Origin of the sequence: Aeromonas taiwanensis (assembly GCF_000820165.1) — a bacterium.
GTDB classification, from domain to species: domain Bacteria; phylum Pseudomonadota; class Gammaproteobacteria; order Enterobacterales; family Aeromonadaceae; genus Aeromonas; species Aeromonas taiwanensis.
Map to the genome: position 1 here is coordinate 1 of NZ_CDDD01000008.1, position 14,370 is coordinate 14,370.

Consider the following 14,370-nt stretch of genomic DNA (forward strand, 5'->3'; position numbering starts at 1 on the left):
CCCCCAGACCCCGCCCCTGTTCGAGGGGCGCGACTACGGGGACGACCTCAAGGTGCTCAAGGCGGGGCTAGACAACCTGGGCTGCGCCATCCCCACCCTCTACAAGCAGTACGCCGAGCTGTGCGAGCCGGGGGGCGTGCAGTTCGTGGACTTTGGCATCGACCCCGACTTCAACCACTGCATCGACGGCCTGGTCTGGGTGGACGTGCACCGCATCAAGCCCCACAAGCGGGCGCGCTATATCGGCGCCCCCGTCCAGGCTGACGTCGCCAGCCAGCCGTCACGGCAACAAAAAGAAGAGGGAGGCTGATGCCTCCCTCTTCTTTGTCATCTTCACGCCTCATTCGGTTGCGGGCTTGCGATCCGCGTGGCCGAGGTCGCGCTCGGGGGCGATGACATCGCGCACCCGCTGCTTGATCTCCTTGGCCTCCGGGAAGCCCTCGTCCGCCACCCGATCCCACACCAGCACCCCGTCCACCAGGATGCGGAATTCCCCCTTGCTGGCGGGCACCAGCGCCACCTCGCCGAGTTCGCTGTCAAAGGTGGAGAGCAGCTCCTGGGCCAGCCAGGCCGCCCGCAGCATCCAGCGGCAGAGGGTGCAGTAACGGATTTCGATGCGCGGTTTGTTCATCGGAATTTGTGTCTCTGTCATGGGGTGACTCCGTGAAAATCGGTTAACCAGTGGCGGGCGATGCGCTGCATGGTGGCCTCGGGCAGTTCGTGCAGGCCTGCGTCAGATGCCTGCCGGGCCAGCAGGTGCACCCCTTCGATGATCTCCGCCAGCACCAGATAGACATATTCGCCGATGACGGCGCCGTGCACGAAGTTGACCGCCTCACCCCGGTTGAGCAGGAAGATGGTGCTGCCGTCGGGACGGGTCAGGGCCAGCACGTGGGGGCACACCTCCTCGCTCGGCCAGGGCAGCTGGGAGAGGCAGAACGCGAACTCGTCGTCGGCGGAGGTGACGGACGCCAGCATGGCGCCGGGGCGCAGGGCCTGCAGATCCGCCAGATCGAGGGAGCCGTTGCCGGTGGAGCAGATCACCAGCTCGGCCCGCGCCAGGGCCTCGGCCTTGTTCACCAGCTTGAAGCCGTGGGAGAGCGCCTCCACCTGGCGCAGGGCATCCGTCTCCACCAGCTCCAGGTGCAGGTTGCGGCAGCGCAGCTCGCGGGCGATGCTGCGCCCCACCTTGCCATAGCCAAACAGGGCGGCCTGACAGACGTTGAAGGTGCGCCTCAGTGTGCGCGCCAGGGACTCGGCGGAGTAGACCACGCTCAGGCCGATCTGGATATCTTCCGCCTGCTTGAGGGGGCTGCGGGCCACCGAGATGACGGGGGCCGCCAGGTGCTCCTGCTCGTAACGCTGATGGCCGTTCTCGGTCATCTCCACCACCCCGATGAAGCGTTCGCCAAAGTGCTCGGCCAGCACCGCCTGGCTCTTGGCAAAGTAGCCACCGATGTCGAGGATGATGAGCCGCTCATGCTCCCGCACCAGGGGGGCAATCTGGTCGATGACCCCCTCGGGATCCGAGGTCCAGTGACGATTGAGGGGCAATACGGGGTAGTGCTGCTGTGCCCAGGCCAGGGTAGGTCCGTGCACGGACTTGGGTTTGGGCAGGATGGCGCCGACCCGCCCCACCTGGTCGAGCACCTGGATGAAGTGGGGTCTGTCGGGCAGCAAATGGGTCACCAGCAGGATGCAGAGATCCCCGAGGCGTCCCTGTTCGGTGAAATGGCTAAAAAACAGATGCTCAGATCCCTGACTGTGCAACTGTGGCCTCCTTAGCGTGCCGCGGGAAAGCAGGCAAACAGAACCCGGCAAAGCCGGGTTCTGTGTGTGTCCAGATAATGAAAATCCTTTTTATCTGAAAGCACCATGGGTCTCAATCTTTATCTACACAGACTATGACAAGCCCGTCAATTTATACGGTAATAGCCTGTTTTTTATACTTAAATCAATAAAGAGAGGCCTCTGGCCACACCCACCACAGGCTCACGCCTGCCCCTATCCCCGCCACCAGGATAAGCAGACCCCAACGGGTCAGTCCCGGGCGACTGTGCAGCGCCCGCTCAAGCAGGGGCAGCAACCAGACCGGCAGCAGCACCAAGAGCGGCACTTCCACGTACTGCCAGGCCAGCATCTGCACGAAGGCGAGCGCCAGTCCCAGGCTACTTGGCGACACCTTGACGCCGGCAAAGGCGCCGAGCAGGGCGCGGAACCCGGCGAAGGCGGCCAGGGCCCCCGCGAGCTGGGCGATGAGCAGGCTGCCGTCGATACCGATGACCAGCGCCAGCCAGATGAAGCCGAGGGCGAAACCGAGCCCCTCCTCGCTGTCAGCGTACCAGCGCGTCCAGCCATACCAGGCGATGGCGGGCAACAGGGCCAGCCAGATCCCGGGTTCGCTGCCGAGCACGGAGGAGAGTCCCAGCCACCACACCAGGGCGCCCAGCAGGGCGAAGATCGCGAGGGCAACGCGCTTGTCGGCCTGCTGCGCCAGGGCGGGCACCAGCAGGGTGAGCGGCAGCCACTGCCACGCCTTGGCCGGCACACCATAGGCGCCCCCCAGCAGGCAGCCCAGCAGCCAGAGGGCCAGCGCCCCCCACAGATACCCCAGCCGCGACCAGCGCCATGACAGCAAAGCGGCCCCCAAAGGGGCCGCCAGGGTTTGAAGCAGAAGTGCTGCGCCCATTACTTGCGCACACCTTCGACAAACAGGTTGATGCTCATCTCGTCCGGGATGTTCGGCACCATGTAGTTCACGCCAAAGTCGCTGCGCTTGATGGTGGTGGTGGCGTTGAAGCCGCTGCGGTAGCCACCCCAGGGATCCTTGCCTTCACCGATGTGGACCATGTCGAAGGCCACTTCCTTGGAGACGCCGTGCAGGGTCAAAGTCCCCTTGAGCACGCCCTTCTCCTTGGTGCCTTCATAACCGGAGCTGACGAAGGTCATCTTGGGGAACTGCTTCACGTCCAGGAAGTCGGGGCTGCGCAGGTGCTTGTCACGGGCTTCGTGGTTGGAGTCCACGCTGGCGGCATCGATCTCGAAGCTCGCCTTGGCCGCCGCCGGGTTGGCGTCGTCCATGCTGAAGGTACCGCTGAAGGTGTTGAACCGGCCGATGAGCTCGGAGAAGCCGAGGTGGCCCACCTTGAACTGGACAGTGGTGTGCGCCGCGTCGACGTCGTAATCGGCCGCCATCAGGGGAGCCGCCATAAACAGGCAGGAGGCCAGCAGGGCCTTGGTCATTTTCATTCCGATCGTTCCTTCATTAGGGGTTCACATCTGTGAACGAGATGCTAACCTCCAAGTAGTAATAGATAATCATCGATTTATTAAAATAATTATCAACCGAGAGTGGAATATGGATCAGATAGCCGCCATGCGTACCTTCATCAAGGTGGTGGAGTGCCAGAGCTTTACCCGGGCTGCCCACCAGCTTGGCATCTCGGTCGCCATGACCTCCAAGCTGATGCAGCAGCTGGAGGAGTCCCTGTCGACCCGGCTGCTGTCGCGCACCACTCGCCAGGTCAACCCCACCGAGGCGGGCCTCTTCTATTACCAGCGCTCCCAGGCCCTGCTGGCGGAGCTGGAAGAGACCCACAGCCAGCTCACCCGCAACAACCAGCAGCCCCAGGGCACCCTCAAGCTGTCGGTGCCCATGGACTTTGGCTACCTGCACCTCTCCCCCGCCCTGCCGCTGTTTCGCGAGCGCTTTCCCGAGCTCAAGCTGGAGATAGAGTACAGCGACCGGCGGGTCGCCCTGGTGGAGGAGGGCTTCGATCTGGCGCTGCGCATCGGCAACCTGCCGGACTCCTCCCTGGTGGCCAAGCCGCTCGCCATGATGAGACTGGTGGTGTGCGCCAGCCCCGACTACCTCGCCCGCCGGGGCACTCCCAGGACCCCGGAGGATCTCAAGCAGCACGACTGCCTCATCTACACCCTGACCCAGCCGGACTGGGTCTTCAAGCGGGATGGGGAGCAGCTGAGCGTGCGCCCCCAGGGGCCCCTTCGCGCCAACAACGGCGTGGCCCTGACCCGGGCGGCCTGCGACCACCAGGGCATCATACTGCAGCCCACCTTCATCGTCGGCGATGCGCTGCGCTCGGGGGAGCTGGTGCCCTTGCTGCCGGAGTGGGAGAAGGGACAGGTGGGGCTCTATGCCCTCTACCCGCATCGCCGCTTCATCTCCGCCAAGGTGCGCTGCTTCATCGAATTCGTGCAGGAGCGCTACCTGGCGCCCCACTACTGGGACAGGGAGACCTGAGGCGCCGGAGCGGGAGAGAGGATCAGGCCTTGGGAGGGAGCGGCAGATCGGCCAGCAGCAGGGTCTCCTGCTGCACTATCTGCCAGCGTGGCAAGCGCTGCTGCAAGGTGGCGAGCTGCGCCTCGCCCAGGGTGTAAGGCAGGGTAATGCGCAGGCAGTGGCAGTCCAGCATGGCCGCGAGCTGCAGGATGAGGGCAAGGTTGGCCTCGTCACTCTTGTGCCTGTTGATGCGCCTGGCCAGCTCATGGCGAAAATGGGTCTCGGGATCCTGGGTCATCGCCTGCCAGCCGTAGCCGAACAGCGGGATGAAGGCGCTGATGATGCCAAGGGCGGTCAGCGGCTGCTTGGGCGGGTGATAGAGGGCGTTGAGATCCAGCAGGATGGGGCTTTGATGGGGCTCACGACTGCCGGATAAAATAGCATTGCTCATTGGATAACCTTGTTGATTCCTCTAGACTTCGCCGCATATTTGACCCGACATGCCAACGAGGTGCTGATGCTAAGCGATATCGAGATCTCCCGCCAGTCCCCCCGTCTCCCCGTCCACGCGCTGGCCGAGCGCCTCGCCATCCCGCCGCACCTGCTCCACCCCCATGGCCACTACAAGGGCAAGCTGGACCTGGAGCTGCTCAAGCAGGCCCCCCCACACGCCGGCAAGCTGGTGCTGGTGAGCGCCATCACCCCGACGCCCCTCGGCGAGGGCAAGACGGTCACCACGATCGGGCTCGCCATGGGGCTCAATCACATCGGCCACCCCGGCATCGCCACCATACGCCAGCCGAGCCTGGGCCCCGTGTTCGGGGTCAAGGGGGGCGCCGCCGGGGGCGGCATGGCCCAGGTGGTGCCGATGGAGGAGATGAATCTCCACCTCACCGGGGATTTTCACGCCCTCAGTGCCGCCCATAACCTGGCGGCCGCCGCCCTGGATGCCCGCCTGTTCCACGAACAGAAGCTGGGCGACCAGTTCACCACCAGAACCGGCCTGACCCGGCTCGATATCGACCCGGCCAACATCCTCTGGCCCCGCACCCTCGACATGAACGACCGCGCCCTGCGCCACCTCACCATAGGCCAGGGTGGCACCGCCGACGGTGTCGAGCGCCCCGATCGCTTCGTCATCACCGCCGCCTCCGAGCTGATGGCCATCCTGGCGCTGGCGAGCGATCTGAAGGATTTGCGCGCGCGCATCGGTCGCATCCAGCTGGCACTCGATCTCCACGGCAACCCCGTCACCGCCGAGCAGCTCGAGGTCGCGGGCGCCATGACGGTACTGCTGAAGGATGCCCTGCAGCCCACCCTGATGCAAACCACGGAGCAGACCCCGGTGCTGGTACACGCAGGCCCCTTTGCCAACATCGCCCACGGCAACTCCTCGGTCATCGCGGATCGCATGGCCCTCGGCCTCGCCGACTATGTGGTGACCGAGGCGGGCTTCGGCTCCGACATGGGGCTGGAGAAGTTCTTCAACATCAAGGGCCGCCAGTCCGGCCTCGCCCCTGCCTGCGTGGTGCTGGTGGCCACGGTGCGCGGCCTCAAGGCCAACAGCGGCCTGCTCGACATCCGCCCGGGCCAGCCCCTGCCCGAGAGCCTGTTGGGGGAAGATCTCGCCACCCTGCGCCAGGGCTGCGCCAACCTCGCCTGGCACATCGCCAACGCCCGCCGCTACGGGGTGCCCGTGGTGGTCGCCATCAACCGCTTCCCCACCGACAGCGAGGCCGAGCTGGCCCTGCTGGAGCAGGAGGCGCGCCAGGCGGGGGCCCAGGGAGTCGCCCTCTCCCAGGCCTTCACCCAGGGGGGGGCCGGCGCCGCCGAGCTCGCCCGGGCCGTGGTCAGCGCCTGCGCACAACCGAGCAAGCCCCGCCTGCTCTACCCCGACGAGATGAGCCTGGCGGCCAAGCTCGCCACCCTGGTGGAGTGCGGCTATGGCGGTCGTGGCGTCACCCTCTCGGACAAGGCCCGCCAGCAGCTGGCCCGACTCTCGGCGGCGGGCTGGGATCACCTGCCCATCTGCATGGCCAAGACGCCCCTCTCCATCAGCCATGACCCCGCCAGGAAGGGGGTGCCGACGGACTTCGAGGTGCCCGTCGAGGAGGTGAGGCTCTGCGCCGGTGCCGGCTTCGTCTACGCCCTCGCGGGCCCCATCATGACCATGCCGGGCCTTGGCAGCCTGCCGGCCTATCGTCATATCGATATCGATGATAACGGAGAGATCATTGGGCTGAGCTAAATGGCCGGGTAAGGGGTCTGGCGTCGGCCGATTACGCTTCGCTAATCGACCCTACGGTCAAAAAAACTGCCAGAAACGACAAGGCCCCGCCAATTGGCGGGGCCTTTCGTTATCACGCCAGCAAGGCTTTAGAGGGTAAAGCGCTGGGTCATATGGTGCAGGGTATTGGCCAGCTTGCTCAGCTCGACACAGGCCTGGGCCGTCTGCTGCGCCCCCAGGGCGTTCTCGTCGGCGGCGGCATGGATGTTGACGATGCTGCGGTTGAGCTCCTCGGTCACCGCATTCTGCTGCTCGGTGGCGGTGGCGATCAGGGTGTTCATGTCGGTGATCTGGGTGACGGCACCGTTGATGCTGTCGATGCTGCCCCCCGCCTCCCGCGCCAGCTCGACGCTGCTCTGCATCTGCTGACGGCTCAGCTGCATGGCGTTGCCCGCCTCGGCGGTGCGCTCCTGCAGCACCTCGATCATCTTGCTGATCTCGGCGGTGGAGGCCTGGGTGCGCTGGGCCAGGGAGCGGACTTCGTCCGCGACGACCGCAAAGCCACGGCCCTGCTCGCCGGCCCGGGCCGCCTCGATGGCCGCATTGAGGGCCAGCAGGTTGGTCTGCTCCGCGATGCCGCGAATGACGTCCAGCACCATGCTGATGCTGGCGCTGTCGGTCTCCAGCTGCTGCACCACGGCGCCCGCCTGCTCTATCTGCTGGGATACCTGTTCGATGCTGCCGATGGCGCTGCGCACCACCTCATTGCCCATGGTCGAGGTGCGGGAGGCCTGCTTGGCCGCACTCATGGCGTCCGTGGTGTTGCGGGCGACCTCGTTGACGGTGGACTGCATCTCGTTCATGGCGGTAGCCACCTGGGAGACCTCGCTCTGCTGGCTGGCCATGCCCTTGGCGGACTGCTCGGAGATGGCGCTCACCTCCTCCACCGCGCTGCTGAGCTGGCTCACCGAGCCGGCGATCTCGCTCACGAGATCCGCCAGCGCCCCCTGCATCCGGTCGATGGCCGAGCCCAGCTGACCCAGCTCGTCACGGTTGAAGCGGTTGCCGCGGATCCACTCCTGCAGCTCCCCCTTGCCGAGATCGCCGCTCGCGATGCGCTGGGCCTGGCGCGCCAGCATGATGAGCGGGTCGCGGATCTGGCGGGTCAGCACCACGGAGAGCACGGTGACCAACCCCAGCCCCAGTACCAAGGCGATGATGATGCTCAGCTTGGCGCTGTCGAAGGCGCCGACGACCTCGGCACGGGAGCCCACGGAGTAGCCGTGGTTGATGCGGATGAGATCACCCACCGACTTGGTCAGGTTGGTGTAGAGGGTGATCCCCTCCCCCATGAAGAGGTGCTGGGCCTCAATCAGCTGGCCTGCGTCCTGCATTTGCCGGATGCGCTGGTGCAGGGCGATGTACCTCTCCCAGTCCGCCTTGACGGTGTCGAAGGTGCGACGCTCCTCCAGATCCTCTGCCCAGATGGTGGCATCGTGGGCCACTATCTGGCGTGCGACCTCCTGCAGGCTCTTCTCGCTCTCGTTGCGATAATGGGCTCTTTGCTGGGGATCGTCCGCCACCAGGAAGACATCCAGCTCATAGCGGCGCAAGGCATTGATGGTCTCGCCCAGGGTGCTGGTGCGCACGACCGCGGGCAGGATGCTGTCGGTAAACCCGATGGCGGCCCGGTTCATCTTGCTGAATTCAAACAGTGAGAAGCCGCCGATAAAGGCCATCATCAGGCCGAGAACGGCAAAGCCGGCGGTAAGTTTCTTGCCTATCGTCATGGTGTTCATGGCATGTCCTGCATGGGGAAAACAAGTGGCATTGGTCGGCGCCGGGCCTGGGAGCTCGACCACCGTCACCGCCATCCATAGCAGTACATAAAGCCTCACCCGCGTCGGTACCCGCGAAAGAGGCGCCGCGCCCTGGCGTCCCCCGGGGCGATATCACTCGCCGCAAGGGAGCCGGCTGACCAGTGGTCAGCCGACGGCACGAAGAGCCATATCGGCCGACGCGGACATGGCTTTAGGGATTTTCAGAAAATAATGGGATCAGGGGGCAAGCCCCCTGCGACTTAGCCCTTCAGGCCACCGAGAAACTCGGCACGGGTGTCGGGCTGGGTCTTGAACACGCCACCCAGGGAGGTGGTGGTGGTGTAGGAGGTGGAGTCCATCACGCCGCGAGCCTTCACGCAAAAATGGGTCGCTTTGATGCTGATGGCCACGTCCTGGGTGCCGAGCAGGGTCTGCAGCGCCAGCAGGATCTGCTGGGTGAGCCGCTCCTGCACCTGGGGCCGGCGGGCGAAGAACTGCACGATGCGGTTGATCTTCGAGAGGCCAATCACCTTGCCGCGGGGAATGTAGGCCACGTGGGCAAAGCCGTCTATGGTGACGAAATGGTGTTCGCAGGTGCTGGTCAGGCTGATGTCCCGCACCATGATCATCTCGTCCACCTTCATCTTGTTCTCGATCACCGTCACCTTGGGGAAGGTGGCATAGTCGAGGCCGGAGAAGATCTCGTTCACGTACATCTTGGCGATGCGGTGCGGCGTCTCTGCCAGACTGTCGTCGGCCAGATCCAGCCCCAGCGTCTCCATGATGGCGCGCATATGGCCTTCGATTTTTTCCTTCTTCTGCTGGCCGTTCAGTGCATTGGCCACCAGAGGTGTCTCGAGGCCCTGGGCCTCCAGCGCTGCCCTGACCAACAGGGCTTCCTGGCTTAAGCTCGTCATCGTGTTTCTCTCCCACGCTCAGGGACTGTGTTGGCCTTCGGCATGGTGCCATGGCGCAATCTTACAGGGCGATTATTGTCATAATTCTGACTAACTCAAGCCCGTTCCCTGACTTTATGCCAAACCGCTCCCTTTTCCCTGCCCCGGCCTGCCCATCCGGGGGGCGCAGTGGTGACCCGGTCGGCACTGCCGTCGCGGCATGGAACGCCGCCCCAGCCTGCGATGCCCTCTCTCTATCGGGTGGCCATGCAAGGGGATAGTCGGACCACCCTTCCCCCGCCCGGGAGTGCCTTTCCCGCATTCCTTGGCGATCAGCCTGCCCATCCGGGCGGATTTTTGGGATAATCCGCCCCCTACACACCAGAGAGGTCATGATGATGGGATTCGATACCGGTGCACTCCTCCCCTTGGACAAGGCGCTGCAAGGGATGCTGGAACAACTCACCTGCTGCTGCGAGACGGAGCAACTGCCGCTGCCCCAGGCGCTGGATCGGATACTGGCCGAGGAGATCAGCTCCCCCCTCTCGGTCCCCCCCTTCGACAATGCCGCCATGGACGGCTATGCCGTGCGCCTGGCAGATCTCGCCGCCGGCACCCCGCTTCCCGTGGCGGGCAAGGCCTTCGCCGGCCAGCCCTATGACGGCGAATGGCCAGCCGGCCATTGCATCCGCATCATGACCGGGGCCCCCGTGCCCGCGGGCACTGAGGCGGTGGTGATGCAGGAAGAAACGCAGGCCGGCAACGACGGGATCACTTTTCTGACCAATCCCGCCCCCGGCCAGAATATCCGCCGCCGTGGCGAGGACATGGCACAAGGCTCCCGGGTGCTCGCGAGCGGTCTGCGCCTGAGCCCCCGGGAGCTGCCGCTGCTGGCCTCCCTTGGCATCGCCAGCGTCTCGGTGCGCCGGCCGCTGAAGGTGGCCATCTTCAGCACTGGCGATGAGCTCAAGCCCCTGGGCACCCCGCTCCGGCATGGGGACATCTACGATTCCAACCGCTACGGGGTCAAGGCGATGCTGACCCGCATGGGCATAGACTGCCTGGACCTTGGCATCATCCCCGACGATCCGGCCGCCCTGCGCGCCGCCTTCCTGCAGGCCGACCGCGAGGCCGATGCCCTGATCACCACCGGCGGCGTCTCGGTCGGCGAGGCGGACTTCACCAAGCAGCTGCTCGAAGAGCTCGGGGAGATCGGCTTCTGGAAGCTCGCCATCAAGCCGGGCAAGCCCTTTGCCTTCGGCCGGCTGCCTCACGCCTGGTTCTTCGGCTTGCCGGGCAACCCGGTCTCCGCCATGGTTACCTTCGATCAGCTGGTGCAGCCGGCGCTGGCCCGCCTCGCCGGCCAGCAGTTCGAGCGCCCCATCCTCCTCAAGGCGACAGTCACCGAGTCGCTTAAAAAGAGCCCGGGACGACTCGACTTCCAGCGCGGCATATTGAGCGCGGGCCCAGACGGCCTGGAGGTGCGCAGCACCGGCTCCCAGGACTCCGGGGTATTCAGCTCCCTGTCCCGGGCCAACTGCTACATCGTGCTCGAGCAGGAGCGCGGCAAGGTGGCCGCCGGCGAGACGGTGACCGTCGAGCCCTTCTCGGGGCTGCTGCTGTGAGCGAGATCCTGAGCGACGCGGAGCTCCTGCGCTACAACCGCCAGATAGTGCTCAAGTCCTTCGACTTCGAGGGGCAGGAGGCACTCAAACAGGCTAGCGTACTGGTGATCGGCGCCGGGGGCCTCGGCTGCGCCGCCAGCCAGTATCTGGCGGTGGCCGGGGTCGGCCGGCTGACCCTGGTGGATTTCGATCGGGTGGAACTCTCCAACCTGCAGCGCCAGGTGCTGCACACCGATGAGCGCATCGGCCAGTACAAGGTGGACTCCGCCGCCCTGGCGCTAAGGGCACTCAATCCCTGGCTCGAGGTGGAGACCCACGCCACCCTCGCCGACGAGGCTCTGCTCGATGCCCTGCTGCCGAGCCATCAGCTGGTGCTCGACTGCACCGACAACGTCGCCATCCGCAACCTGCTCAACCTATGCGCGCGCCGGCACAAGGTGCCCCTGGTCAGCGGCGCCGCCATCCGGCTCGAAGGGCAGCTCTGCAGCTTCACCTGGCAGGAGGACGAGCCCTGCTACGCCTGCCTCAGCGCCCTGTTTGGCGAGCAGTCCCTCAGCTGCGTGGAGGCCGGAGTGCTGGCCCCCGTGGTCGGCCTGGTGGGCAGCCTGCAGGCCCTCGAAGCCATCAAGCTACTGGCCGGCACAGGCAGGCACCATGGCGGTCGCCTGCTGATGATTGACGGCCTCCAGGGCAGCTTTCGCGAGATGAAGCTGCCCAAACGGCCAGACTGTCCGGTCTGCTCCAAGCCCTGAGCAGCCCCCACAAAAAAGCCGAACCCCGGGGTTCGGCTTTTTGCATGGCGGTGTCGACAGGGCCCTAGAAGATCCCCTTCGCCTTGACCTTCTTCATGCTCGCCACCTGGTTCGAGAGATCCTCGATAAGCGGCTCCGCCGCCTCCGCGGCCCCTGGCCCACGCACCGGCTGGCTGGCCAGGCGCTGGATCAGGCGGTGCTGCTCGCGGATGAGGCGGGACTGCTCCTCCAGCTGGCGGGAGAGCAGCTCGATGCTGCTAGCCAGGGGCGCCAGATCCGCCGGCTCCCCCGCCGCCGCGGCGGGCAGCCTGCCCGCGATGGCCTCGGCCAGCTGGTCGTGATCGAGCGGGGCCGGCAGCCCCTGCTTCAGTTCGTCCCACAGCTCGACGGGTTGCTGCTCGCCGATGCGGCTTACTATCTCGTCCACCAGACTGTCCGGAAGCGGCGCCGCGGCCTGCTGGCCCAGACGCTGAACTATCTCGTCCGCCAGCCCCCGGTTATCCCCCTGCCCCAGCCGGGGAGCCAGCCTGGCCACTATCTCGTCGATCAGGGTGTCGGGCAGCGCGGGCGCCCTGCCCTCCCCCAGATCGAACCCGCAGCTGGCGAAGACGTGGCGCAGGGTCGCGAGGTTCACCTGCTCGGGGCCGAAGGCATTGGCCACCGCCTTGCACAGGCTCGGGGCCAGCACGTACATGAACATCCCGGAGAGGTAGATGTCCTTGTGAAAACGGCTCCTGGAGAAGTCGAACTCCTCCACATCGTCCTGGATCTTGCGCGCCCGCTGATACCAGCTTTGCAAGATCCCGGCCGCGTAGCGATCAGACTCCAGCGCACCCGGATCCATGAAGATGGAGAAGGTCATGCGCTTGAGTTGACTACTCATCGCCGACCTCGGCCATCACTGGCGATTCCCGGTACACCTCTTCCTCTTCCGTGGTGTAGAGGCAGATCTCCCGCGCCAGAGCGGACTGGGCGTCGTCCAGCAGCTCCACCCGCTCCCCCAGGGTCGGGTAGGCGGCCTTGATGGCATCAAAGATAAGGGAAGCCCCGCCACCGACCAGGTAGACCCGGTTCGGGTTCTTGGCGAACTTCTTCGCCTCGTGGGCCACCTGGGAACCGAGCTCGTCGATCTTGTTCTGCATCTTCTCGAGGATCTTCGGGATCTGGCTCTCGTCGTTGACCACGTCCCGCACGAAGCTCATGTCGTGGCGACGCTTGATGAACTCGTTGGCCACCAGGTAGCTGGAGTCGCTGTCTGCCGCCGCCAGGGCCTTGCGGGTCGCATCGGTCACCATGGAGACGCCGATCTCGTTGTTGCCGTAGACGTCGGAGACGTCGTCAAACTCGCCGACGATGATCCCCATGTCCAGGGTGGTGCCGCCGCAGTCGATCACTAGCGTCTTGGTGAACTCGTTGCAGCCCGAGCCAATCAGGCGGGAGAGCGCCGCCGGCAGGCTCTCCGGCATCACCTCCACGCTGACGATGTTGAACAGCTCCCCCTTGTTGAGGCTGATGGCCCGCATCAGGTTGCGGCGCTTCTTCTCTATCTTCTCTTCGTTGCGCTGGCAGTCGTCCGGGTTGTAGAACTCGGTGATGGGCAGGGTGACCGTGATGGCCACGTCACGGGGGGCAACCCCGGTCTGCAACAGGGCATGGTGCACGGAGAGCAGGTTCAGATCATCGTACTGGTACTCCACGTGGGTGGTGGCCAGGGACTTGTCGGAGGTGGCGTCGTAGGTGTACTTGGTGTTGCCTATCTCGTAGTTGTAGATCTTCTTGTCCTTGCGCAAGGCGGCGCTCTTCCAGTCTTTGCGAAAAGAGTTGGGGGAGATGATGGTCTTGAGCACCTTGTTCTCGATCCAGCTCACCTTGACGTTGGTCGAGCCATCGTCGATGGCCATTTTCATTACTTCAGACATGAGGAAATACCTGTTAGATAGAGCAAATAGGTCCGATTGCCTTGCCATCTGCCAATGGCAAGGCGATCGGACCAATACATACACGGGTGATAGGGCTAAGGGGCGACAAGTTTAATGAGTTTCTAAAATCCGGTGAAGCAAATGATTGAATCCGGCGGGATTTTCCGCCGGCCAGGCGTGGTGGCCCTCGGGGGTATGGATGGTGGCGTTCGGCAGGGAAGCGAACTGCTCCACCCGCTTGGCCAGCGGCAGGTAGTCGTGGCTGGTGGAGACGATGGCCACCGGCTGCCGGATGTTGCCGAGCCGGGCGCGCACCGACCAGCCGGGCAGCCCATCCAGCAGGGCCCGGTAGGTCTTCTTCCTGTTGTTCTGCACGAAGCGCAGTCGGAAGGTGCGGCGCACCTGGGCGAGCTCGGGGCCGGGGAAGAGCTCGCGCCCCAGCCACCAGGCTAGCGGTCGCATGCCGAACCAGCGCAGCCACTTGAGGCGCTGGGCGTAGCGCTCCTGCTCCTTGGGGGTCTCCAGCAGAAATTCGCTGAAGCCGTTGACCAGCACCAGTCCCTGCACCTTGTGGGGCAGTTGCAGCGCCAGCTCCAGCGCCACCATGGCCCCGAGCGACAACCCCACCACCCAGGCAGGCCCGGGCTGTTCGTCGAGCCAGCGGGCCACATCCGCCGCCAGGGTTGGCACGTCGAAGGGCCCCTCCTGCAAGCTCTTGCCGTGCCCGCGCAAGTCCAGCGCCACCACCCGGTAGTGATCGCAGAAGTGCTCTATCTGGGCCTGCCAGTCGAGACTGGAGGAGCCCAGCCCGTGCAACAGCACCAGCAGGGGCCCCTCCCCCGCAGTGCGCAGGGCCAGCCCGTGGGATTTCATTACCTGGTTGCGACGCAC

At 65.1% G+C, this 14,370-nt stretch carries 14 protein-coding genes and 1 pseudogene; 5 read left to right on the forward strand and 10 right to left on the reverse strand.

All coding sequences use genetic code 11. The features are described 5' to 3' along the window. Nucleotides 1-310: pseudogene (locus tag BN1136_RS01015) on the forward strand (GNAT family N-acetyltransferase); the annotation flags it as partial. A gap of 30 nt (nt 311-340) precedes the next feature. On the opposite strand, the gene BN1136_RS01020 reads toward BN1136_RS01015, so the two are convergent. From BN1136_RS01020 to BN1136_RS01035, 4 genes are all read right to left on the reverse strand, one after another. Next, nucleotides 341-652, reverse strand: a complete 312-nt coding sequence (locus BN1136_RS01020) for an Rdx family protein (RefSeq protein WP_043761744.1) — start codon at nt 650-652, stop codon at nt 341-343. Then, nucleotides 649-1,770, reverse strand: a complete 1,122-nt coding sequence (locus BN1136_RS01025; RefSeq protein WP_043761746.1) for an adenosylhomocysteinase — start codon at nt 1,768-1,770, stop codon at nt 649-651. Before BN1136_RS01025 ends, BN1136_RS01020 begins: the two co-directional genes overlap by 4 nt. 184 nt (nt 1,771-1,954) lie before the next feature. Then, the gene (locus tag BN1136_RS01030; protein ID WP_043761748.1) at nt 1,955-2,689 is read right to left on the reverse strand and encodes a hypothetical protein; all 735 of its coding nucleotides are present in this window, start codon (nt 2,687-2,689) and stop codon (nt 1,955-1,957) included. Further along, nucleotides 2,689-3,249, reverse strand: coding sequence for a YceI family protein (locus tag BN1136_RS01035; protein ID WP_043761750.1), 561 nt, complete (start codon nt 3,247-3,249; stop codon nt 2,689-2,691). The genes BN1136_RS01030 and BN1136_RS01035 overlap by 1 nt, the downstream gene beginning before the upstream one ends. Nucleotides 3,250-3,358: 109 nt before the next feature. Here BN1136_RS01035 and BN1136_RS01040 point away from each other — a divergent pair, with 109 nt between their 5' ends. Beyond that, nucleotides 3,359-4,261 carry a LysR family transcriptional regulator gene (locus BN1136_RS01040; RefSeq protein WP_043761752.1) on the forward strand — a complete coding sequence of 301 codons (903 nt, stop codon included), beginning with the start codon at nt 3,359-3,361 and terminating at the stop codon, nt 4,259-4,261. Nucleotides 4,262-4,283: 22 nt separating this feature from the next. Here the strand turns inward: BN1136_RS01040 and BN1136_RS01045 are convergent, their stop codons facing one another. Further along, on the reverse strand, nt 4,284-4,691 hold the full coding sequence (locus BN1136_RS01045) for a hypothetical protein (RefSeq protein WP_043761754.1): 408 nt from the start codon (nt 4,689-4,691) through the stop codon (nt 4,284-4,286). Between the two features lie 66 nt (nt 4,692-4,757). Here BN1136_RS01045 and BN1136_RS01050 point away from each other — a divergent pair, with 66 nt between their 5' ends. Further along, nucleotides 4,758-6,488: a formate--tetrahydrofolate ligase gene (locus BN1136_RS01050; RefSeq protein ID WP_043761847.1), complete on the forward strand. Its 1,731-nt coding sequence runs from the start codon at nt 4,758-4,760 to the stop codon at nt 6,486-6,488. A 128-nt stretch (nt 6,489-6,616) separates the two neighbouring features. Here the strand turns inward: BN1136_RS01050 and BN1136_RS01055 are convergent, their stop codons facing one another. Further along, nucleotides 6,617-8,266: a methyl-accepting chemotaxis protein gene (locus BN1136_RS01055; protein ID WP_043761756.1), complete on the reverse strand. Its 1,650-nt coding sequence runs from the start codon at nt 8,264-8,266 to the stop codon at nt 6,617-6,619. Between the two features lie 281 nt (nt 8,267-8,547). Then, entirely contained in the window at nt 8,548-9,204 is a 657-nt protein-coding gene (gene folE / locus BN1136_RS01060) for a GTP cyclohydrolase I FolE (protein ID WP_042077431.1), read from the reverse strand. 377 nt (nt 9,205-9,581) lie between these two features. Between folE and moeA the strand changes: the two genes are divergently transcribed. Then, a complete protein-coding gene (gene moeA / locus BN1136_RS01065; protein WP_043761848.1) occupies nt 9,582-10,808 on the forward strand; it encodes a molybdopterin molybdotransferase MoeA in 1,227 nt (408 codons plus the stop codon). Then, nucleotides 10,805-11,560 (forward strand): molybdopterin-synthase adenylyltransferase MoeB, encoded by a 756-nt coding sequence (moeB, locus tag BN1136_RS01070; protein WP_043761759.1) that lies wholly within the window; start codon nt 10,805-10,807, stop codon nt 11,558-11,560. The genes moeA and moeB overlap by 4 nt, the downstream gene beginning before the upstream one ends. Nucleotides 11,561-11,624: 64 nt before the next feature. On the opposite strand, the gene BN1136_RS01075 is transcribed toward moeB, so the two are convergent. The 3 genes from BN1136_RS01075 to BN1136_RS01085 form a co-directional block, all read right to left on the reverse strand. Further along, nucleotides 11,625-12,443 (reverse strand): hypothetical protein, encoded by an 819-nt coding sequence (locus tag BN1136_RS01075; protein ID WP_231557820.1) that lies wholly within the window; start codon nt 12,441-12,443, stop codon nt 11,625-11,627. Beyond that, the gene (gene parM / locus BN1136_RS01080) at nt 12,436-13,479 is read right to left on the reverse strand and encodes a plasmid segregation protein ParM domain-containing protein (protein WP_231557821.1); all 1,044 of its coding nucleotides are present in this window, start codon (nt 13,477-13,479) and stop codon (nt 12,436-12,438) included. Before parM ends, BN1136_RS01075 begins: the two co-directional genes overlap by 8 nt. Before the next feature lie 111 nt (nt 13,480-13,590). Further along, nucleotides 13,591-14,370 (reverse strand): alpha/beta fold hydrolase, encoded by a 780-nt coding sequence (locus tag BN1136_RS01085; RefSeq protein ID WP_043761765.1) that lies wholly within the window; start codon nt 14,368-14,370, stop codon nt 13,591-13,593.